22 protein-coding genes are annotated in these 21,435 nt (G+C 66.6%); 15 read left to right on the plus strand and 7 right to left on the minus strand.

What is annotated here, in order from left to right:
- From QZ281_RS10595 to QZ281_RS10610, 4 genes are all read left to right on the plus strand, one after another.
- A partial coding sequence (locus tag QZ281_RS10595) for a phthalate transporter (RefSeq protein WP_292228146.1) occupies positions 1-450 on the plus strand: 450 nt, incomplete at its 5' end.
- Between the two features lie 27 nt (positions 451-477).
- Positions 478-1,722 carry a DUF418 domain-containing protein gene (locus QZ281_RS10600; protein ID WP_292228149.1) on the plus strand — a complete coding sequence of 415 codons (1,245 nt, stop codon included), beginning with the start codon at positions 478-480 and terminating at the stop codon, positions 1,720-1,722.
- A gap of 40 nt (positions 1,723-1,762) precedes the next feature.
- Positions 1,763-3,646, plus strand: a complete 1,884-nt coding sequence (gene cobT / locus QZ281_RS10605) for a cobaltochelatase subunit CobT (protein WP_292228152.1) — start codon at positions 1,763-1,765, stop codon at positions 3,644-3,646.
- Positions 3,643-4,617, plus strand: coding sequence for an esterase-like activity of phytase family protein (locus tag QZ281_RS10610; RefSeq protein ID WP_292228154.1), 975 nt, complete (start codon positions 3,643-3,645; stop codon positions 4,615-4,617). The genes cobT and QZ281_RS10610 overlap by 4 nt, the downstream gene beginning before the upstream one ends.
- 53 nt (positions 4,618-4,670) lie before the next feature.
- Here QZ281_RS10610 and QZ281_RS10615 read toward each other — a convergent pair whose 3' ends face one another.
- Genes QZ281_RS10615 through otsB form a run of 3 tightly spaced genes read right to left on the minus strand, consistent with a single transcriptional unit; the run spans position 4,671 to position 8,690 of the window.
- Complete coding sequence (locus QZ281_RS10615) at positions 4,671-6,083, minus strand: trehalose-6-phosphate synthase (RefSeq protein ID WP_292228156.1); 1,413 nt, start codon at positions 6,081-6,083, stop codon at positions 4,671-4,673.
- Between the two features lie 55 nt (positions 6,084-6,138).
- Positions 6,139-7,923 (minus strand): glycoside hydrolase family 15 protein, encoded by a 1,785-nt coding sequence (locus QZ281_RS10620; protein WP_292228205.1) that lies wholly within the window; start codon positions 7,921-7,923, stop codon positions 6,139-6,141.
- 2 nt (positions 7,924-7,925) lie between these two features.
- On the minus strand, positions 7,926-8,690 hold the full coding sequence (otsB, locus tag QZ281_RS10625; protein ID WP_292228159.1) for a trehalose-phosphatase: 765 nt from the start codon (positions 8,688-8,690) through the stop codon (positions 7,926-7,928).
- Between the two features lie 170 nt (positions 8,691-8,860).
- On the opposite strand from otsB, the gene QZ281_RS10630 reads away from it, so the two are divergent.
- The 10 genes from QZ281_RS10630 (at position 8,861) to truA (ending at position 16,244) form a co-directional block, all read left to right on the plus strand.
- Positions 8,861-9,856, plus strand: a complete 996-nt coding sequence (locus QZ281_RS10630; RefSeq protein WP_292228162.1) for a KpsF/GutQ family sugar-phosphate isomerase — start codon at positions 8,861-8,863, stop codon at positions 9,854-9,856.
- Positions 9,857-9,866: 10 nt separating this feature from the next.
- Positions 9,867-11,150 (plus strand): glycosyltransferase family 1 protein, encoded by a 1,284-nt coding sequence (locus QZ281_RS10635; RefSeq protein WP_292228165.1) that lies wholly within the window; start codon positions 9,867-9,869, stop codon positions 11,148-11,150.
- Positions 11,151-11,180: 30 nt separating this feature from the next.
- Positions 11,181-12,344, plus strand: a complete 1,164-nt coding sequence (locus QZ281_RS10640; RefSeq protein WP_292228168.1) for a polysaccharide biosynthesis/export family protein — start codon at positions 11,181-11,183, stop codon at positions 12,342-12,344.
- A gap of 4 nt (positions 12,345-12,348) precedes the next feature.
- Positions 12,349-12,912, plus strand: coding sequence for a hypothetical protein (locus QZ281_RS10645; RefSeq protein WP_292228171.1), 564 nt, complete (start codon positions 12,349-12,351; stop codon positions 12,910-12,912).
- 36 nt (positions 12,913-12,948) lie between these two features.
- The gene (locus QZ281_RS10650) at positions 12,949-13,350 is read left to right on the plus strand and encodes an acyl-CoA thioesterase (protein WP_292228174.1); all 402 of its coding nucleotides are present in this window, start codon (positions 12,949-12,951) and stop codon (positions 13,348-13,350) included.
- A 64-nt stretch (positions 13,351-13,414) separates the two neighbouring features.
- Entirely contained in the window at positions 13,415-13,675 is a 261-nt protein-coding gene (locus QZ281_RS10655; protein WP_292228177.1) for a hypothetical protein, read from the plus strand.
- Between the two features lie 69 nt (positions 13,676-13,744).
- Positions 13,745-14,320, plus strand: coding sequence for a peptide deformylase (gene def / locus QZ281_RS10660; protein ID WP_292228180.1), 576 nt, complete (start codon positions 13,745-13,747; stop codon positions 14,318-14,320).
- Positions 14,317-14,550, plus strand: coding sequence for a hypothetical protein (locus QZ281_RS10665; RefSeq protein ID WP_201098330.1), 234 nt, complete (start codon positions 14,317-14,319; stop codon positions 14,548-14,550). Before def ends, QZ281_RS10665 begins: the two co-directional genes overlap by 4 nt.
- Before the next feature lie 27 nt (positions 14,551-14,577).
- Positions 14,578-15,501, plus strand: coding sequence for a methionyl-tRNA formyltransferase (gene fmt / locus QZ281_RS10670; RefSeq protein WP_292228182.1), 924 nt, complete (start codon positions 14,578-14,580; stop codon positions 15,499-15,501).
- The gene (truA, locus tag QZ281_RS10675) at positions 15,501-16,244 is read left to right on the plus strand and encodes a tRNA pseudouridine(38-40) synthase TruA (protein WP_292228185.1); all 744 of its coding nucleotides are present in this window, start codon (positions 15,501-15,503) and stop codon (positions 16,242-16,244) included. The genes fmt and truA overlap by 1 nt, the downstream gene beginning before the upstream one ends.
- 138 nt (positions 16,245-16,382) lie before the next feature.
- On the opposite strand, the gene QZ281_RS10680 is transcribed toward truA, so the two are convergent.
- The 4 genes from QZ281_RS10680 to QZ281_RS10695 all read right to left on the minus strand — a co-directional run bounded on the left by QZ281_RS10680 (position 16,383) and on the right by QZ281_RS10695 (position 20,251).
- Positions 16,383-17,429: an aspartate-semialdehyde dehydrogenase gene (locus QZ281_RS10680; protein ID WP_292228187.1), complete on the minus strand. Its 1,047-nt coding sequence runs from the start codon at positions 17,427-17,429 to the stop codon at positions 16,383-16,385.
- A gap of 336 nt (positions 17,430-17,765) precedes the next feature.
- Entirely contained in the window at positions 17,766-18,983 is a 1,218-nt protein-coding gene (gene fabB / locus QZ281_RS10685) for a beta-ketoacyl-ACP synthase I (RefSeq protein WP_292228191.1), read from the minus strand.
- Positions 18,984-19,046: 63 nt separating this feature from the next.
- Entirely contained in the window at positions 19,047-19,583 is a 537-nt protein-coding gene (gene fabA / locus QZ281_RS10690; protein WP_292228194.1) for a 3-hydroxyacyl-[acyl-carrier-protein] dehydratase FabA, read from the minus strand.
- 83 nt (positions 19,584-19,666) lie between these two features.
- The gene (locus QZ281_RS10695) at positions 19,667-20,251 is read right to left on the minus strand and encodes an SH3 domain-containing protein (protein ID WP_292228196.1); all 585 of its coding nucleotides are present in this window, start codon (positions 20,249-20,251) and stop codon (positions 19,667-19,669) included.
- Between the two features lie 66 nt (positions 20,252-20,317).
- On the opposite strand from QZ281_RS10695, the gene QZ281_RS10700 reads away from it, so the two are divergent.
- On the plus strand, positions 20,318-21,304 hold the full coding sequence (locus tag QZ281_RS10700; RefSeq protein ID WP_292228198.1) for a D-glycerate dehydrogenase: 987 nt from the start codon (positions 20,318-20,320) through the stop codon (positions 21,302-21,304).
- Positions 21,305-21,435: the final 131 nt, after the last annotated feature.

A 21,435-nucleotide genomic window follows, 5' to 3' on the forward strand; every position in this document is an offset into this window, starting at 1 on the left:
CCGCTGATCCTGACCCTGCCGATCTGGCCGCCCAGTTCGTGGATGCCGGGATGGGAGCTGGACTGGCGTCTGATGGTGCTGGTCATCGGCGTGATCGCCGTGCCGCTGGGGGTGTGGCGGGTGCAGGTCGAGCGTCGTCGCAACGGCAAGCCGGTCTCGCGTCTGGGCGTGGTGTGGCGCTTCATGCTGTTCGGCGGCCTGCTGGCGGCGCTGCTTCAGGTGCTGATGGCTCTGGCCCTGACGGCCCTGGGTGCGATGGCGTCGGCTAACGCCATGCAGGCGGTGGGCGCAGCCGAGACGACGTTGCTGATCTTCGGCGTCGGCGCCCTGCCTTTGTCGATCATCGTCGGCATCAGCTACGGCCTGTGGGCGGGACTGTGCGCGGCCTTCATCGCCTTTGAGGCCAAGCCGGCGGTCAAGGATCGTCTGGGGTTGATGCCCAAGGCCTGATCGGGCGGGCGAGGGTTGGGGGATCCGATGTCTGACGCTGCTGGAATCCAGACAGGAATTCAGGCCTTGGCGCCCGTCGCGCCGCGCCTGCGCATCGCCTCGTTGGACGCCATGCGGGGTCTGGCGATTCTGGGCATACTGGCGGTCAACGCCTCGGCCTTTTCCCTGCCATTCATGGCCTATGGCGAGCCGGAGTTGAGCCCGTTTGCCCTGGTCGGCGCCAACGCCGTGGCGCGCTGGGCGGTCGAGGTCTTCTTCGAGCAGAAATTCCTGACCCTGTTCGCCCTGTTGTTCGGGGCGTCCCTCTATCTGGTCGGCGGCGAGCGCAGCGATGCGGCGCGCGGGCGGCTGTTGCGACGGCGCCTGTTCTGGCTGGCGGTCATCGGCCTGATCCACGGTCTGGCCCTGTGGTACGGCGACGTGCTGTTGCTCTACGCCTGGTCCGGCCTGTTCGTGATGCTGATGCGGTCCATGCCGGCGCGCCTGCTGATCGGGATCGGTCTGGGGGCGACACTGGTGATGGGCGGACTGCACGCCATCATGGCCTGGCTGGCGGTGTCCGGCCCGGAGGCTCTGGTCAATGAGATGCAGGGCGGCGCGCCCGGTTTCGACGTCGCCGCCGTTCAGGCCTCCATCGCCGCCTATCGCAGCGGATGGGGCGCGGCCATGGGCCAGAACCTGTCGGCCTGGATGTTCGTCCAGGGCATGAGCGTGACCATCTTCGTCTTCTCGACCGTGCCGCTGATGATGCTGGGCATGGGCCTGTTCAAGACGGGTTTCTTCGGCGGGCAGGCCTCGACGCGAACCTATCTGGCGGTGATCGCCGTGGGCGCCGCGATGCTGGCCCTGCTGGGCGGTCTGAAATGGGTCGAGGCGATGGCGCCTGCGGGCAGTCACCCGACCGGCGGTCTGGCCGATGCGGCCATGGCTTTCCCGATCCTGATCACCCTGGGCTACGCCAGCCTGATCATCCTGCTGACCACGCGGGGGCTGGACTGGGCGACGGCCGCGCTGAGGCCCGTAGGGCGGATGGCCTTCACCAACTATCTGACCCAGACCCTGATCATGACCACGATCTTCTACATGCCGTGGGGGCCGCGCCTGTTCGGACAGGTGGATTATGTCGGTCAATGGGGCGTGGTTCTGGCCGTCTGGGCGGTGCAGTTGATCTGGTCGCCGCTGTGGTTGTCGCGGTTCAGCATGGGACCGCTGGAGTGGGTGTGGCGCTGCCTGACCTATGGCCGCCGGGTGCCGATCCGAAAACAGGGTTGAGAGCGCTTTTATCCCGGACGGTTAGCGACTAACTGGAGGCATGGCCGCCCCGGATACTCCTGCTGAAACCTTCAAGCGCGCGCTGGGTCATGCCGCCCGCGCCCTGGCCGAACAGCCGGAACTGGAAGTCGTGTTCGGCTCTGACGGGCCGAAGATGGTCGGCGGCGTCCTGACCCTGCCGCATCCGCCACGTGATCCGTCGGGACCGGAAAGCGCGTCCCTGCGCGGACAGGCCGACCGGCTGGCCCTGCGGCTGGCCAATCATGATCCGGCGCTGGACGGACGGATGCGCCCTGCCGACAGCAAGGCCGCCGAGGTGTTCGAGGCCGCCGAGCAGGCGCGGGTCGAGGCGGTCGGGTCCGAGTTTCTGGCCGGGGTGCGCGGCAATCTGGATGCGGCCCTGATCACACGGCTGGAGCGGAACGGCGCCCTGCGCATCAATGAGGCGGAACGGGTGCCGGTGGCCGAGGCCGTGGCCCTGCTGGTGCGTGAACGTCTGACCGGGCGTCCTTCGCCGGATGGCGTAAGGTCCATGCTTGATCTGGTCCGCGCCAATATCGAGGCCAAGGCCGGCGCCAAGCTGGATGCGCTGGCGGCGGCGTCGGGCGATCAGGCTGCATTCGCCCTGAAGTTCCGTGACGTTCTGAAGGCGCTGGACCTCGACCCCGCAGACGGGCGCGGCGAGGACGCCTCAGAAGATCCCGGCGATCAGGAACCGGACCCCCAGGACCCCTCTGCTGACGACGATCAGGACGAGGAGGAAGAAGAGGACGGCGGCGAAGGCTCTCAGTCGATGGAGGGCGACGCCGACGATCAGTCCTCGGAAGACGAGCGCGAAAGCCGCCCCGAAGGCGCGCCCGCCGACCCCGATGGTCAGGCCTCAGACGAAGGTCCCGAACTGCAGGAGGGCGAACAGCCCAACCGCCAGCAGACCGCCGACGACGGCCGGGCCGTGGACGCCTATCGCGTCTTCACGACCGCCTATGACGAGGTGATCGACGCCGCCGAACTGTGCGACCCGATGGAGCTGGATCGGCTGCGCGCCCTGCTGGACGGCCAGTTGGCGGTGCTGTCCAGCGTCGTCTCGCGGCTGGCCAACAAACTGCAGCGCCGCCTGCTGGCCCAGCAGAACCGCTCGTGGATGTTCGATCTGGAAGAGGGGATGCTGGACACTGCGCGCCTGACGCGGATCGTCACCGACGTCACCGCCCCCCTGTCGTTCAAGGCCGAGAGCGAAAGCCCGTTCCGCGATACGGTGGTGACCCTGCTGCTGGACAACTCGGGCTCCATGCGCGGGCGCCCGATCATGGTGGCGGCGGTCTGCGCCGACATTCTGGCGCGGACGCTGGAGCGCTGCGGCGTCAAGGTCGAGATTCTGGGCTTCACCACCCGCGCCTGGAAGGGCGGACAGAGCCGCGAAGCCTGGATCAGCGCGGGAAAGCCCGCCAATCCGGGCCGCCTGAACGACCTGCGCCACATCATCTACAAGGCCGCAGATGCGCCATGGCGCCGGGCCAAGAAGAACCTGGGCCTGATGATGCGCGAGGGCCTGCTGAAGGAAAACATCGACGGCGAGGCCCTGCAGTGGGCGCATGGACGGCTGCTGGCCCGCGCCGAACAGCGCCGCATCCTGATGGTCATCTCCGATGGTTCGCCGGTCGATGATTCGACCCAGTCGGCCAACGCCGCCCTCTATCTGGACAAGCACCTGCGTCAGGTGATCGCCGAGATCGAGGACCGTTCGCCGGTCGAGCTGCTGGCCATCGGCATCGGCCACGACGTGACCCGCTGGTACCGCAAGGCCCTGACCATCGTCGACGTGGAGCAGTTGGCCGGGGCCATGACCGAGAAGCTGGCTGAATTGTTCGAGGCGGACGGCGCGGCTGGCCCAACCCGGCGGGTTCAGAAGAAACGCGCGGCGTGAAACGCCTGCCCCGTCTGACGGCGGTCTGGGCGGCCTTGACCCTGACCGCCTGTGCGGCGTCGCTGGGGCCGCCGCAACCCTATCCACTGGTCACGGACGGATGGACACCTGCGGTCGTGCAGTTGCGGAGCGTCGGGCTGGGCCTTCCGGGCGGCGTGACGCTGGCGCAGGGCGTGACCTATGCGGGCGGGCTGTCGGTCATCGCTGATCCGACCTCGCCGGTTCACAGTCTGTCGGACCTGAAGCTGACGGGCGACGGCGGCGTGGTCATGGTGTCGGATTTCGGCGATCTGGTCATCGCCGACCTGCGGCTGGACGGGCAGGGACGTCTGGTCGGGTTGGACCATGTCCGCACCCGTCGCCTGACATTGCAGAACGGCCAGCCGATCACTGACAAGCATGACGGCGACGCGGAGGGGCTGGCCCTGACGCCGGATGGCGACCTGCTGATCAGTTTCGAACGGAACCACCGGCTGTGGAACTATGGTCCCGTGTCGGCCATTCGACCCGACCCGCAGGCCTTGCGCATTCCCGACTTCGACTTCGCCGAGAACGACGGAATGGAGGCGGTGTCGATCACCGCCGACGGTTGGCGCATCGCGGGTGAGGCGGGCGGCCTGTGGGACTGCACCCCTGTGCGCTGCGTGGTGGTGACGCCGCCGCCGCAAACGCCGGTTCCGCTCAGCGGCTGGCGCATCACCGGCATGGACCGCGATCCGTCCGGCGAGGGGTGGTTCGTGGTCGAGCGCCTCTATCGCGCCCCGTTCGACCTGCGTGGGCGCATCCGACGCCTGGCGCCCGACGGGACGCTGGGGCCCGTCCTGGTGGAACTGAAACTGCCGGGAACGACGGATAATTTCGAAGGGGTGGCGGCGGAACGACGCGGCGATGCGACGCGGCTCTACATCCTGTCGGACGACAACTTCAATCCGGTGCAGCGGACCCTGTTGCTGGCGTTCGATGTGCGTTGACCGCTGCCTTTGCCGTCCTTGACCTGATCCGAGGGTGACGCAAGCGGGAGGGCTTACGCCGCCCCCGGCCATTGACTGTTCTGGGGGGCGCTGGGGGCCGGCGTCAGCGCCTTGACGAAGGCGTCGCGCCAGATGCCGACATCGGTGTCGCGCACCACCTGCATCAGCGCCTCCCATTTGCGGATGCGCTCGTCCAGCGGCATGGTCAGGGCCTTGTGAATGGCGTCCGACAGCTCTTCGCGGCTGAAGGGATTGACCAGCAGGGCCTCGCCCATCTGCTCCGCCGCGCCTGCGAACCGTGACAGGATCAGCACGCCGGGGTCTTCGGGGTTCTGGGCGCAGACATATTCCTTGGCCACCAGGTTCATGCCGTCGCGCAGGGGCGTGACCAGACCCACCCGCGCCGCGCGATAGATGCCCGCCAACTGATCCCGGCGATAGGTGCGGTTCAGATAGCGGATCGGCTGCCAGTCCATGTCGCCGAAGGCGCCGTTGATCCGCCCGGCCAGGGCGTCCAGCCGCGCCCGGATGTCCTGATAGGAATCCACGTCGTCGCGGGATATCGGCGTCACCTGCAGCAGGAAGACCTCGCCCCGCATCGCCGGATTGTCCTGCAGGAACTGCTCATAGCCCAGCAGGCGTTCCTCCAGCCCCTTGGAATAGTCCAGCCGGTCCACCCCGACGATCATCTTGCGGAAGGCGGCGGAGGCGGCCATCCGGTCATAGGTCCGCGCGCCAAGGGTCGAGTTGCGCGCCGCCAGAAATCCTTCGACATCGATGCCGATGGGGAAGACCCCGGTCTGGACGCGGCGTCCGAAACACTCCAGCCCGCCGTCGCCGAACAGTTCGCCGCGCGCCTCCGAGACCACATAGTCGGTGAACAGGTCGCTCCATTCCTGGGTGTGGAAGCCGATCAGGTCGAAGTCGAACATGGATTCCACCAGACGCCGGTGGTGGGGCAGGGTGACCAGCAACTGGCGCGTCGGCCAGGGCGTGTGCAGGAAGAAGCCGATCCGGTTGCGCACGCCGAGGCGGCGCAGATCCCGCGCCATCGGGATCATGTGATAGTCGTGGATCCAGATCATGTCGTCGGGCTGGATCAGGGGCGCCAGAACCTCGGCGAAGCGCCGGTTCACCCGTTCATAGCCCTCGCCATAGGACCGTTCGTATTGGGCCAGATCGGTCCTGTGGTGGAACAGGGGCCACGGGGTCTTGTTGGCGTAGCCGTTGTAGTATTCGTCGACGTCGTGCGGCTCCAGATCGACCAGAGCCACGGTGACCCCGGCCCGATCCTCGATCTTCACCTCGCCGGTCCATTGATCGACGGTTTCGCCGGACCAGCCGAACCACAGGCCATCGTATTTTCGAAGGGCGGCCGACAGGGCCATAGCCAGGCCCCCGGCGGACCCGGCGGCGGGGTCCCTGGGTGCGGATACGCGGTTCGAAACGACGATCAGGCGGCTCATAAACTCACTGCTGGCGGCGTCCCCAGCCCAGGGACGGAAAAAGGCGGTTCAGGTCTTAACGTACGTCGGTCCAGGATCGGCTCAACAAGACGGCGCAATTGATGATGCCGACCAGGGAATAGGTCTGCGGATAATTGCCCCACAGTTCGCCGTCCTCGATGGAGATGTCCTCGCTGAGCAGGCCCGCCGCGGTGCGACGGCTCAGCATCTCCTCGAAGATGGTGCGGGCCTCGGCGGGGCGCCCGTTCTGCAGCAGGGCCTCGATGAACCAGAAGGTGCAGAAGTTGAAGGCCGTCTCAGGTTCGCCGAAGTCATCCGGCTCAACATAGCGGAACAGGAAGGCGCCCTTCTTCAGATCGCGCTCGATGGCGTCGAAGGTGGCGACCTGACGCGGATCATGCGCCTCCAGGAAGCCCAGATCGGTCATCTGCAGCAGGGAGGCGTCCAGTTCGCGGTTGCCGAAGCTGGCGGCGAACCGCCCTTCGTCAGGCAGGAAGGCTTCGGCCTCGATCCGTTGTCGGATGATGGCGGCCCGCTCGCGCCAGAAATCGCCGCGCGGCTGCAGGCCCAGATGGTCCGCCGCCTTGGCCAGACGGTCGCACGCCGCCCAGCACATGACCGAGGAATAGGTATGGACCCGCGCGATGGTGCGGAACTCCCACAGGCCGGCGTCGGTCTGGTCATGCATGGCGAAGGCGCGTTCGCCGACCTTCTCCAGCGCGTGGAAGTCATCGACCGTGCCGGGGCGCAGCAGCCGCTGGTCATAGAAGGCCTGCACCAGCGGCAGGACAATCTGTCCGTACACGTCATGTTGCAGGTGCTCGTGCGCCTGATTGCCGATGCGCACCGGTTTCATGCCGCGATAGCCCTTGACGCTCTCGACGATGCTTTCGCCGATTCCAGGCTCCAGACCTACGCCATAGACCGGCTGGACGTGACCGCCCGCTGCGTCATCGACCAGATTCCTCAGATAGCCGAGATAGTTCTCAAGAATGTCCACCGCACCCAGCCGGTTCAACGCCCGCACCGTGTAATAGGCGTCTCTGATCCAGCAGTAGCGGTAATCCCAGTTGCGCCCGCTCTCGGGGAACTCGGGCACCGAGGTGGTCATGGCCGCGACGATGGCCCCCGTCTCCTCATAGGCGCAAAGCTTCAGGGTGATGGCCGCGCGGATGACGGCGTCCTGCCAGTCCAGCGGCAGGTACAGGGTCTGAACCCAGCTCTGCCAATATTCCACCGTGCGATCCAGTGCCGCCTGAACCCCGGTGCTGATGTCCTGGTCATAGCCCTCGTCCGGGCCGAGGAAGAAGTAATAGGGCCGCTCCAGCCGGATCGTCCGCTCATTGAGGATGTGCGAGACGGGGCAGTCGGTGGTCAGACGAAACACAATGTCCGGGCAGATGAAGCGGATGTGGTTCGAGCCTGAGGTATGGGGCGCGGCCTTGGCCCCCCAGTCCGTCGACGGGCGCAACCTGACCCTGATGCGCGGGGTGCCGTTCAGCGGCCGCACGATCCGTCCAAAGGCCAGCGGGCGATAGGTGCGGGCGTGTTTGGCGTGGCGCGGGGCGAAGTCGATGATCTCGACCGCCGCCCCGTCCCTTGCCGTCAGCACCGTGCGCAGGACCGGGGTGTTGCGCACATAGGCCTGATCGACGCTGACCTGATCTTCCAGTTCGACGGCCCAGAAGCCGTGATCGGGCGTCTCGCCGTTCATCAGGGCGGAAAAGACCGGATCGCCGTCCACGCGCGGGGCGCAGGCCCAGACAAAACGACCTTGCCGATCAATCAGGGCGCTGATGGCGCAGTTGCCGATGGGCCAGAGGTCGAGATTGGGTTTCACGCTCATGCCTTGGCCTCGGCGATGGCTTCCAGCCAGGTCAGGACGGCGTCCACATCGTCCAGGCCATAACGTGCGGCGGTCGGTCGTGCGGGACCGACCAGCACGCCGTAGCCGCCCAGAGCCTTGGCCGCCTCGAACCCGTCCTCATCGGTCACGTCGTCGCCGACCATGATGGGCAGGGCGTTCCTGAACGGCGCCTCGCGCATGAAGGCCGTCAGGGCCGTGCCCTTGGTGGCGCCGGGCGTCTTCAGCTCCAGCACCATATGGCCCGGCTGCAGCGTCAGTCCGGTTTCGATCTGCAGGCGGGTGGCCAGCGCCTCCGCCGCCCGCGCCTGATCCGGGGCGCCGCGATAGTGAAGACCGGCGGAAACCCCCTTGTCCTCCACGATCATGCCGGGTCGGCAGGCAGCGAAGGCCTCAAACGCCTCCAGCACATAGGCGACGCCCTCGTCGGCCTGTTTCCGCTCAATGCCGCCGTCACCGCGTCGCCGCTCCAGCCCGTGCACGCCCGAGGCGGCGGTCAGGGCGTGGTCGGAAATCCGGTCGATCTCGGCGATGGTGCGGCCGCTGATGATGGCGACGCGACCCTTTAGACGAAGGTCGATGGCTTTCAGCGCAGCCGTACGGCGGGCGACCGGCCCGACCTCGCCGGGGGTCGGCGCCAGGGGGGCCAGAACGCCGTCCATGTCCAGGAACAGGGCCGCGCCATCCGCCCTTACAGGCGGTGGTGGCAGGATGAGATCGACGGTTCCGGCGCGAGACGGCATGAGGCTTCGGCTCTTTCTTTTGTTCCCCGATGTCGGAACGCGCCAGACCGGCAAAGGTTGACCAGAAAGCGACAAAGGCGTCTGAAAAGGACGAGTTGCGCGCCGCGCGTGGGTGGGGCAATGGCCGCAACCTCGAACAAAGGAGAGCCCGACTACGGGCCTGTCGCCAGATGACCGAGATCGAACATTCGTCGCCGGACGCCATCGCCGTCATGACCGAACGGGCGCGTGAGGTGGTGAAGCTGAACATCGAGGCGCTGGAGGCGCTGGAGCGCTCCATCGACGTCTCGATCGCGCGCGCCGTCGATGTGATCATGAGCCGTCCCGGTTATGTGGTCGTCACCGGCATGGGCAAGTCCGGCCATATCGGCGGCAAGATCGCGGCGACCCTGGCTTCGACGGGCACCAATTCCTTCTTTGTCCACCCGGCGGAGATGAGCCACGGCGATCTGGGCATGCTGCGCCCCGATGTGACGCTACTGGCCATCTCCAACTCCGGCGAGAGCCGTGAGCTGCGCGACCCGCTGATCTACTGCCAGCGCAACAATATTCCCGTCATCGCCATCACCCAGCGTCCGACCAGTTTCCTTGGCCGCAACGCCGCCGTCTGCCTGACCATGCCCAAGGTGGCGGAGGCCTGCCCCAATGGCCTGGCGCCGACGACCTCGACCCTGATGACCCTGGCCCTGGGCGATGCTCTGGCCATGGTGCTGATGGACCGTCGCCAGTTCACGGCTATGGACTTCGGCCTGCATCACCCCGGCGGCGCCCTGGGCATGAGCCTGCAGAGCGTGCGCGAATGGATGGGGGACAACGCCGCCGCCCCCGCCAGCGTGCCCCTGACCGCCAGCTTCAGCGAAGTCGTCTCCGCCGTCACAGAGGGGCGCAAGGGCGCCGTCGCGGTGCTGGATGATGCGGGGTCCCTGGTCGGGATCGTCACCGACGGCGACCTGCGCCGCGCCTTCCAGCGCGATGACACGACCAGTCTGAAGGCCGCCGACATCATGGGCGCCAATCCGATCACGGTGGACACCAATGCGCGGATGAGCGACGTCGTCGACCTGTTGACGGCCAACAAGATCTCCAACCTGTTCGTGGTTGAGGAGGGCCGCCCCATCGCCATCGTTCACATCGCTGAACTGATGCAGGCGGGCTACGTCGCCTGATCGATCGACCATGAGAATCCTCTACGACGCCAGCCGGTTGATGAGCCGGGCCGACCGTTCCGCGCCGACGGGCGTGGACCGGGTCTGTCTGGCCTATGCCGAATGGCTGCTGTCCCGGCCCGATGTCACCACCATCCCGGTCCGAGGCCGCAAGAACCGGCTGGTCACGGTCGACAGCGACTGGTTCCGACGTTTCGTCGTTGATCTGAGGGCGCGCTGGAACGGGGCGGTCAGTGCGCCTGCCGATCTGGAACATGAGGTGCGGTTGCTGCAGGCGTTGACGGCGTCGGACCGCCCGGCAGCCTCGGTCATCGGCGCACCGCCTGCGCCCGCGCCGGAAAAACCGGCCGACAAGACCCGGGTCCTGAAGCAGTTCTTCCGCTCCAACCACGGTCAGCGGCTGCCGCAGGCTGATCTGTACCTGAGCGTCGGCCACACCACCCTGCATGAATCGACCGCCCTGCAGGAGCTGGAGGCGGCTGGCGTCGAGCGGGTGATCCTGATCCACGACCTGATCCCGATCACCCACCCAGAGTTCTGTCGTCCTGGGGACGGGGATAAACACTATGCGCGGGTGGCCAACACCCTGCGCTATGCCAGCCGTGTGATCGTCAACTCGGCCTATACGGGCGATGAGTTGCGGGCCTTTGCGTCGCGAGAGGGTTTGCCCCAGCCGCCAATCCACGTCGCGCATCTGGGGCTGGAGCCCGCCTTTGTCGCCGGTGATGCGATTCAGGCGTCGCGGCCCTATTTCGTCCATGTCGGCACCATCGAGGCGCGCAAGAATCTGGCCCTGATCCTGACCCTGTGGCGAAGGCTGGAGGAGCGAATGGGCGGCCAGACGCCGTCGCTGGTCCTCGTGGGACGTTATGGCTGGGAGAATGAGGCGGTGCTGGATCATCTTCAGCGGTCGCCCAATCTGCGCGGGGTCGTGCATCAGGCCGCCAATCTGTCGGATGTGGTTCTGGCGCGATTGATGCGCGGGGCGCAGGCGGTTCTGGCGCCTTCGTCTGTTGAGGGATTCGACCTGCCCGCCGTCGAGGCCTGCGCCATGGGTCTGTCGCTGATCGCCTCAGATATTCCGCCGCATCGTGAACTGACGCCCCACGCCTTGATGATCGACCCTCTGGACGGTCTTGGCTGGCTGGATGCGATCGAGAAGGCCGCCTCTGTCCCGCCGCCTTCGCCGCCCAGATATTCGGCGCCGACCTGGCCGGGGCATTTCCAGATCGTGGCCGTGGCCATCGGCCTGGAACCTGTTTCGCCTCTGGCGAGCACGGGCAAAGACTTGTAATCAATCCGCGAACGAGGGCTTTTCAGCTTCATGACGCGCACCATTCTGCCGCTTGCCATCGTCGCCATCCTGGGCGGCTGTTCCACGCTTCCACGCGACGGGCCTTCCGGCGCCTCCATCGATTCCGGCGCGACGACGGCGCAGGCTCTGGGCAGCTACGCCCTGGTGCCGCTGACCTACGAGGTGACTGAGCGGATCAAACATGTCCCGCCGCAGTTCTTCGGCACCCTGGCGACGGCCTCCAGCGAACAGCCCGTCGACCTCATCGGCGAGGGTGACACCCTGGCCGTGTCGATCTACGACCCATCGGGTTCCTTGTTCGGCGGTGGCGGCGGGAGCAGCAATAGTCGTTCGAACAGCATCGAAGGCGGAAACCAGGCCTTGCCGGGTTCTGTGGTCGACCGCAGCGGCTCGGTTTCCATTCCCTTCGCTGGACAGGTGCAGGTTCAGGGCCTGACCGCGCCCCAGGCCGCCGCAGCCATCCGCCGCGCGCTGGTTGGCAAGGTGGCCAATCCGCAGGTCATGGTCTCCATTGCGGGCAATGTCTCCAACAGCGTCAATGTGCTGGGGGATGTGCGCCAGCCGGGTCGTGTGCCGGTGGGCGTCAATCGCGACCGGATTCTTGACGTCATCGCCGCCGCAGGCGGCTCTGCGCGCTCCACAGACGACCTGACCATCAGCATCCAGCGCGGAGGGCGCACCTACACCGCGCCCCTGTCGGCCGTGACGACCGAGTTCGGCGAGAATGTCCGCCTGCAACGCGGCGATGTGATCAATGTCCAGTACAAGCCGCGTCGTTTCTCCACCTTCGGCGCCCTGAACGCGGTGGCGCAGGTGGACATGCCTGCGGGGCCCATGACCCTGACCGGGGCCATGTCCAAGGTCGGCGGTCTGAACACCAACGCCGCCAACGCCCGCCGCGTCATGGTCTTCCGCTTCGAGCGACCCGAGGTGGCTCAGGCTCTGGGCATCACCCAGCCCGCAACCCCGCGCGGCGTGCCGGTGGTCTATGAGTTGAACTTCTCCGACGCCGCCAATGTCTTCGCCGCGACCAACATGCAGGTCATGCCGGAAGACGTGGTCTATGTGCCGCTGGCGGGCGCAGCCGAGATGCGCAAATTCTTCGAAGTGGTTCAGAGCATGACCCGGGTCGTCTATGACATCTCGGTCACCAGCACCCTGAACAACAACTGATCCCATGGTCTGGCGCGACCTGTTTTCCGGCTGGATCGGCGGCAGGCGCGCAACGGATCAGGACTCTGGCTTTGACCCCTTCGCGCGTCCTGACGCGGCCGAGGCGTCGGAGCCAGAGGGTCTGGTCCTGGCCCTGGATGAAATCGAAGCGGCGGCGCTTGAGGTCTATGCTTCAAACGGCCTGCCGGACCAGCCCGGTCACTATCGGCTGGCGCCGAACGAGACAGAATGGCGGTTCCTCGGCGCGGACATGACGCCCGAGGTGCGGTTTGCGCTGGCGCTGGAGCATCCGCCCGAACAGGGCTGGCGGTTTGCACGCCTTCAGGATCTCGGCGCCCGATCAGACAGGGCGGACCTGCGCGAAGCTTCGCGTCTGCTGAACGACATCGCCGTCTTTCGTCAGGCGCGCTGGAGCATCCTGACCCAGGATCATCTGTTGATGGCGATGGAGTTGGGCGGGGCCTGGCGCGCCCTTCAGGACGCCAAGGCCATTCGAACCTCGCAGTTGAGCCTGTCCGTTCCGAAGAAAACCCGCCCCAGACGCGACAAGCCCGCCTCTGAGGCGTAGGAAACGCGCCACCCCGAACACCAGAGCTCTTCTTTCATGTCCGACGCGCCCGCCTATCCGCCCGAAACCCAGCCTGTCGGCCGCATCGTCGCCATGCCGGCGGACACCAATCCCGAGGGCGACATCTTCGGCGGCTGGCTGTTGGCGCAGGTGGACCTGGCGGGGGCGACCCCGGCGTTCGAACTGGCCTGCGGGCGCTGCGCCACGGTGGCGCTGGACGGCATGGTCTTCCACCAGCCCGTCTCGGTCGGCGACGAGGTTAGCATCTATGCCGAGGTCATCCATGCGGGCCGCACCTCGATCCGCGTCAGCGTCGAGGCCTGGAAGCGCGCGCGCGGCCAGCCGCAGGCGGCCTCGGTGCGGGTGACGCAGGGTGTCTTCACCTATGTCGCCATCGACGAAAACCGCAAACCCCGCGCCCTGCCCGGCAAGGAGTGAGAATTCTCATCGGTTGATGAGCGCGCAGCCCTGGCGTAGTCGTGAAGCTTCTGAAGGGGGCTTCATGATACCTATCGCACTCTACGCCGCCGGGCTGTTCCTCTTGCTGCGCGAGGCTGTCCCGTGGCTTCGCGCCCGCTCTTCCGGCGTGGTCTATACGCGCGGTCAGCGCCGGACGGCGGTTCACCGCGATGTGGAGCCGGATCGCTATGCGGCTTTGCAGAGCAATCGGACCAGGGCCATGTGGCCGGGCCTCATTATGGTGCTGGTTGCGCTGTTGTGGACCTTCTACGCCGTGATCGGGGTGACGCAGTCTGCGGGCTGATAGGCCTCAAGACCCAGTGCGACGCTCGGAAATCTTGACGTCGCGCCGGGGCGGGCCTACCTCCCCGACATGGCCATTCGTCGCATCCTCACCATTGATAACGCCGCCGATCTGGCGATCCTGAAGCAGGTCTCCAAGCCCGTCGCGGCTGTGGACGACGCCGTCCGCACCCTGATGGATGATATGCTGGACACCATGTACGACGCACCGGGCATCGGCCTGGCCGCCGCACAGGTCGGCGCGCTGGACCGGGTCATTGTCATGGACCTGGGCGACAAGGACGGCGTCATCTGCGAGACGGAGGAAGAAGAGGCCGAAAACGCCGAGGCGCGCAAGAACCCGCGTTTCTTCGCCAACCCGGAAATCCTCTGGTCGTCGGACGAGCTCTACACCTACGAAGAAGGCTGCCTGTCGATCCCGGAATATTTCGACAAGGTGGAACGTCCCGCCCGCGTCCGTATTCGCTATCTGAACCGTGCTGGCGAACAGGTGGAGGAAGAGGCCGAAGGCCTTTACGCCGTCTGCATCCAGCACGAGATGGATCACCTTAACGGGGTGCTCTTCATAGACCATCTGTCGCGGCTCAAGCGTGAGCGCGCCGTGACCAAGGTCAAGAAGGCCGCCCGAGACAGGATCGCCGCATGAGCCGCCGCACGCCCCGCCGCAACGCCTCCGTCGTCATCGACACCAATGGCCGACGTCGCCTGACGCGCAGCCAGAAGATCGGCGTGGCGGGCGTGGCCACCGTCGCCGGGATCGCCCTGCTGGGCGTGGTCGCAGGCCTGTTGCTGGACCGACTGCTGGATTTCGACGACGCGCTGGACGCGGGCGGCGAATGGGATGAGGGCGGCGGCGTCTTCACCCGCTGGCAGTAAGCGCCGCAACGTTCTAAAGGCGTGCCCATGCGCCTTGCCTTCATGGGAACTCCCGACTTCGCCGTGCCGTCTCTGGCCGAGCTCATCGCCTCGGGCCACGAGATCGTCGCCGTCTATTCGCAGCCGCCGCGCCCCAAGGGCCGGGGTCAGAAACTGACGCTGTCGCCGGTCCACGCCTTTGCTGAAACCATGGGCCTGCCGGTCTTCACGCCTGAGAGCATGAAGGCCCAGGACGCCATCGACACCTTCCAGAGCCTGGACCTCGATGCCGCCTGCGTCGTCGCCTATGGCCAAATCCTGAAGCTCGCCGTGCTGGAGGCGCCGCGTCTGGGCTGTTTAAACCTACACGGGTCGCTGCTGCCACGTTGGCGGGGCGCGGCGCCGATCCAGCGCGCTATCATGGCTGGCGACGCCCAGACCGGCGTCCAGATCATGCAGATGGGCGAGGGGCTGGACGAAGGCCCCATCCTGCTGACCGAACTGATGGACATCCGCGCCGACGACACGGCGGCCAGTCTGTCCGAGCGCATGGCCCATGTCGGAGCTGGCCTGTGGCCCCGCGCTCTGGCCGCCATCGAGCGCGGCAGCGTCACCCCGACCGAACAGGCGGGCGAGGCGACCTACGCCAAGAAGATCACCCCGGCTGAGGCCCGCATCGACTGGACCCGCCCGGCGGCCGAGGTGGACGCCCACATCCGCGGCCTGTCGCCCTTCCCCGGCGCCTGGTTCGAAGCCCCGTCCGAGGCTGGACCCGTGCGGATCAAGGCCCTGCTGTCTGCGCTGGCGGATGGTTCGGGCACGCCGGGCGCGGTGCTGGACGACGCCCTGACTGTCGCCTGCGGGACCGGCGCGGTGCGCCTGATCCGCGTTCAGCGCGAGGGCAAGGCGGCGCAGAGCGCGGACGAGATGCTGCGCGGCTTTCCCCTGCCCACCGGGACCGTGCTCGGCTGATGCCGCGCTACAAGCTGACCATCGAATACGACGGCACGGCCTATAACGGGTTTCAGGCTCAGGACGGCCAGCCGACGGTGCAGGGCGCGGTCGAGGCCGCCATTCTGGCCTTTTCGGGCGAGCGTATCCGCATCGCAGCGGCGGGGCGCACCGACACCGGCGTCCACGCCACGGCCCAGGTCATTCATGCCGACCTGGAACGCGACTGGCCGGTCGACAAGGTCCTGAATGCGATCAACGCCCATCTGATCAAACAGGACGTCTGCGTCCTGTCGGCGGACTATGCGCCTGACGCCGACTGGCATGCCCGGTTCTCGGCGACGGGGCGGGGCTATCTGTACCGCATCCTGAACCGCCGCCCGCAGCCGGTGCTGGAGCGCGACCGGGTCTGGCACGTCAAGAAGACGCTGGACGCCGAAGCGATGCATCACGCGGCCCAGGTGCTGGTGGGCCATCACGACTTCACCACCTTCCGCGACGTGGGCTGTCAGTCCAAGTCGCCGGTCAGAACGCTGGACGTGGCCCGCGTCAGCCGCTTCGGCGAAGAGGTGCATCTGGTGTTTCAGGCCCGCAGTTTCCTGCACCGTCAGGTCCGGTCCATGGCCGGGACGCTGGTCGAGGTGGGTCTGGGTCGCTGGACCGCCCATGACGTCAAGGCGGCGCTGGAGGCAAAGGACCGCGCCCGGTGCGGTCCCGTCGCCCCGTCGGCGGGGCTTTATCTCAGCGGCGTGCGCTACGACTGATGTTTCATCGTCATTCCGGGGTGTCCGAAGGACGAACCCGGAACCCAGGTGGACATCTCCTGCGCCTGATGCGGTTGGCGCCGTACGCGTGGTCCTGGGTTCCGGGTTCATCGCTGCGCTCAGCCCCGGAATGACGTTCTAGAGGCCGTTCTGCTGCACCAGAACCTCCGCGATCTGAACCGCGTTCAGGGCGGCGCCCTTGCGCAGATTGTCGTTGGAGACGAACAGGGCCAGACCGTGCTCGACCGTGGGATCGGGGCGCACGCGGCCGACGAAGACCGGGTCCTTGCCGGTGGCGTCCAGCGGGTTCGGCACCGCCGTCACCACCACGCCCGGCGCCTGACCCAGCAGCTCCAGCGCCGCCTCGACCGAGATCGGGCGGTCGAACTCGGCGTTGATCGACAGGGAATGGCCGGAATAGACCGGCACGCGCACGCAGGTGCCGGAAACCGGCAGGCCGGGGATTTCGAGAATCTTGCGGCTCTCGTCGCGCAGCTTCAGCTCCTCGTCGGTATAGCCGTCTTCTGACAGGGTGTAGTTCAGGGCCACCACATTGTTGGCGATCGGCACGACCCACTTCTCCACCGTGCCGAAATCGACGGCGCCGCCGTCGCGGGCCAGGGCTGCGCCCTGATCGACGCTGGCCCGCGACTGGGTCTCCAGCACGCGGATGCCCTCGACCCCGCCGCCTGACACGGCCTGATAGGTCGAGACGATCAGACGCTTCAGGCCGGCGGCCTCATGCAGGGGCTTCAACACCGGCATGGCGGCCATGGTGGTGCAGTTGGGGTTGGCGATGATGCCCTTGGGACGGTCGGCCAGGGCGTGGGGGTTCACCTCGGCGACGACCAGCGGCACCTGCGGGTCGCTGCGGTAGGCGGACGAGTTGTCGATGACCACGGCGCCAGCGGCGGCGACCTTTGGGGCCAGGGCGCGCGAGGTCTCGCCGCCTGCGGAGAAGAAGACGATGTCGAGCCCGGCGTAATCAGCCGTCGCCGCATCCTCGACCACCACATCGACATCGCCGAAACGGATGGTCTTGCCCGCCGAACGGGCCGAGGCGAACAGGCGCAGCGACGCCAACGGGAAGTTCCGCTCGGCCAGCAGGCCGCGCATCATCTCACCGACAAGGCCGGTGGCGCCAACGATGCCCACGTGGGGCGGATTGGACGGGGAAAAGGTCATGAAAGGCGTCTCCTGGGAAGGTGGGAGGCGCGGGGCTTTCGATCCGGTTGGACCGCCCCGCGCGTCGGCGGGGCTTGGGATCGGGGTTGTCGCCTAAACCTTGCGCACACCCGAAACCGCCCCGCCGAGGCAGGTGGTTTTCGAGGTAATGGTTTTGGTCATGAGCATGGACACGGCGACGCTCTCTAAGGGCGAGAATCGGTCGTGTAAACTGGCACGGACGAAAGAATTTGCGTGAGGAGAAGGAGAGCGGCCCTGCACACGCAATAAAGCCGCAGTCCCTGGGCCTCCATCCTTCATCCTCGGGTCAAGCCCGAGGATGACGGGCGAAGAGTTTCAGACCTTCGACAGGATCAGCGTGCCGTTGGTGCCGCCGAAGCCGAAGCTGTTGGACATGACGTGGGTCAGTTCGCCGTCATGACGCTTGCGCAGGATGGGCATGCCTTCGAACGCCGGATCGAGGGTTTCGATGTGGGCGCTTTCGGCGGCGAAGCCGTTCTGCATCATCAGCAGGCAGTAGATGGCTTCCTGAGCGCCAGCGGCGCCGAGGCTGTGACCGGTCAGCGACTTGGTCGAGGAGATCATCGGCAGGTTGTCGCCGAAGACGGCGCGGACAGCCTCCATCTCCTTGGAATCGCCCACTGGCGTCGAGGTGCCGTGCGGGTTCAGGTAGTCGATCTTGGGATTGCCTGCCTGCTCCAGCGCGATCTTCATGCAGCGTTGCGCGCCCTCGCCCGAGGGGGCGACCATGTCATAGCCGTCGGCGTTGGCGCCGTAGCCGGTGACTTCGGCATAGATGGTTGCGCCGCGCGCCTTGGCCCGCTCGTATTCTTCCAGCACCACGATGCCTGCGCCGCCTGCGATGACGAAGCCGTCGCGGTTGGTGTCATAGGCGCGCGAGGCGACTGAAGGCGTCTCGTTGAAGTTGGACGACATGGCGCCCATGGCGTCGAACATGTTCGACATGGACCAGTCGATGTCCTCGCAACCGCCGGCGAAGACCACGTCCTGCTTGCCCCACTGGATCTGTTCGACCCCGGCGCCGATGCAGTGAGCCGACGTCGCGCAGGCCGAGCTGATCGAATAGTTGATGCCGCGCATCTGGAACCAGGTCGACAGGACCGCCGAAGGGCCGCTGGCCATGGCTTTCGGCACCGCAAACGGGCCGATACGCTTGGGCGCGCCCTTTTCGATGGTCGTCTGGGCCGCCTGCAGGATGACCTGGGTCGAGGGACCGCCCTCGCCGACGATCAGGCCGATGCGGTCGTCACGGATTTCCTCGGCCGACATGCCCGAAGATTTCAGCGCCTCTTCAAAGGCGATGTGCGCCCAGGCCGTGCCGTTCGCCAGGAAGCGCGCGGCGCGGCGGTCGACCAGTTCTTCCCACGGACCGATCTTGGGCGGCGCCCAGACCTGGCTGCGGAAGCCGTATTTGGCGTGATCGGCTGCATGAACGACGCCCGAACGGGCTTCGCGCAGCGACTGGGTGACCTCTTCGGCGCCGTGGCCGATGGAGGATACGATGCCCAAGCCGGTGACGACGACACGACGCATGGTGTTTCCTTCTGATGCTTCTCGACCCAGGGGTCTTCCGCCTTGCTGACGGTATATAGGCGCTTAGACGGCCGTCGGCTCGTCTTTGGCGGCGCCAAAGAGTCCGACCCGCATGTCGTTGCAGGTGTAGATGACCTGGCCGTCTGCCTCCAGCACGCCGTCGGCGATGCCCATGACCAGTTTGCGGTTGATCACCCGCTTCAGGTGGATCTTGTAGACCACCTTCTTGACGTCAGGCGTCACCTGACCGGTGAACTTGACCTCGCCGACGCCGAGGGCACGGCCACGGCCCGGTCCGCCGATCCAGCCCAGGTAGAAGCCGACCAGCTGCCACATGGCGTCCAGGCCCAGGCAGCCGGGCATGACGGGGTCGCCGATGAAGTGGCACTGGAAGAACCAGAGCTCGGGATTAATGTCGAGTTCCGCCTCGACATAGCCCTTGCCGTGGTCGCCGCCGTCCGAGTTGATCGTGACGATCCGGTCGAACATCAGCATCGGCGGGGCGGGCAGCTGGGCGTTGCCTGGACCGAACAGCTCGCCACGGCCAGAGGCCAGCAGGGCCTCATGATCAAAGGACGAGGGGTATTGGGACTGGGTCAAGGCGCTTCCGTTTCGTAGAATATCAAAGCGCGGGTTACACGACCACGCGCCTTGGCTCAACAGTGGGGCTCAACAGCGGGGTGTCAGCCCCGTCCTGTTCCGGCGGGACGGTTGGCGTTGCACAGGGCGCGCTCCTGGGTTCCGAACACTGATCGCTGCGCCACCCAGCCCTCCAGCCGCCGCGCCCGCACCCGGCACCAACCGTCTTCGCATTCATCCAGCGACACCAGGGCGCGGGGCGACAGGCGGGCGCGCACCGAGGCCGTGTCGGAGCGGCCCGAGCGGATCGGGACTTCTTCTTCCGTCGTGTTGAACACCGAACGACGGCCCGAGGAGACGGTGCGGTGAATCCAGGCCACGGCGCCGTCCGGGTCGCAGATTTTGCGCCATTCCGCCGTCTCGGCGATGACCTGAACCGGCAGTCCGGCGGCGCGGTATTCCCACAGGATGGGGTAATCCAGCCCCGGCCCCTGACGCGCGCGGACGTGCGAGGACTTCAGCGAAATCCAGCGCGGCACCTCAAGACCCGTGGGCGTGGGGCGGCCGTCGGGCATGGCCTGACCGGCGCTGGTCAGGACGCCCAGGCCCCCGAATAGGGCGATGACAGCCGCAGCGACGACGATGCGGCGCCAGAAGCTTTGGAAGATGGCGGCGGCTTTGCTAGACACTGTATGGAACGACCCGTCGCGCGGGCCTCGATCCATTAAATCGCCGCCCGCAAACCAAGGCCTGCAATGTCCGCCTCCAAGCTTAAGGTCGTATTAACCAGACGCCTGCCGGACGCGGTCGAGACGCGGATGCGCGAACTTTTCGACGCCGAGCTGAACCTCAAGGATCAGCCGATGAACCGCGCGGCGCTGGAGGCCGCCGTCCAGCGCGCTCAGGTTCTGGTGCCGACCATCACCGATAAAATCGATGCAGATCTGATCAATGGCGCGGGCGAGCAGTTGAAGATGATCGCCAACTTCGGCGCGGGGGTGGACAATATCGACGTGGACGCCGCCGTGGCGCGGGGCATCATCGTCACCAATACGCCGGGCGTCCTGACCGAAGACACCGCCGACATGGCCATGAGCCTGATTCTGGCCGTCAGCCGTCGTCTGGTCGAGGGGGCGCAGGTGATCGCCGACGGCCGGTTCGAGGGCTGGACCCCGACCTGGATGTGCGGGCGAAAGCTGTGGGGCAAGCGCCTGGGCATCGTCGGCATGGGCCGGATCGGCCAGGCCCTGGCCCGCCGCGCCAAGGCTTTCGGACTGCAGGTCCATTATCATAACCGCAAGCCTGTTTCGGCCCTGATCGAGGAAGAGCTGGGCGCGACCTATTGGGACGATCTGGACCAGATGCTGTCGCGCATGGACATCATCTCGCTGAACTGTCCGGCGACCAAGGACACCCACCACCTGCTGTCAGCTCAGCGTCTGGCCAGGCTTCAGCCCCACGCCATTCTGGTCAATACCGCGCGTGGCGAGCTGATCGACGAAGCGGCACTGGCGCAGGCCGTGGCCATGCGGGCCGTGTCCGGCGTGGGTCTGGACGTGTTCGAGAATGAGCCGGACATCCATCCCGGCCTGCTGGGCCAGCCCAATGTGGTGCTGCTGCCTCACTTGGGTTCTGCGACGCTGGAGGCGCGTCAGGACATGGGCGACCGGGTCATCGCCAATGTCATGACCTACCAGAATGGCCACCGCCCGCCCGACCGGGTCATACCGGCGATGTTTTAGGCCTGATCGACATTCAGTGGGTCGTCCCTCTCAGCGTCATTCCGGGGCTGAGCGGAGCGAAGAACCCGGAACCCAGGGCCGCAGGTGCTGGCCGCCTGGGTTCCGGGTTCGCCCTACGGCCGCCCCGGAAT

Source organism: Brevundimonas sp., from assembly GCF_018608325.1.
In the GTDB taxonomy this organism is placed as follows: domain Bacteria; phylum Pseudomonadota; class Alphaproteobacteria; order Caulobacterales; family Caulobacteraceae; genus Brevundimonas.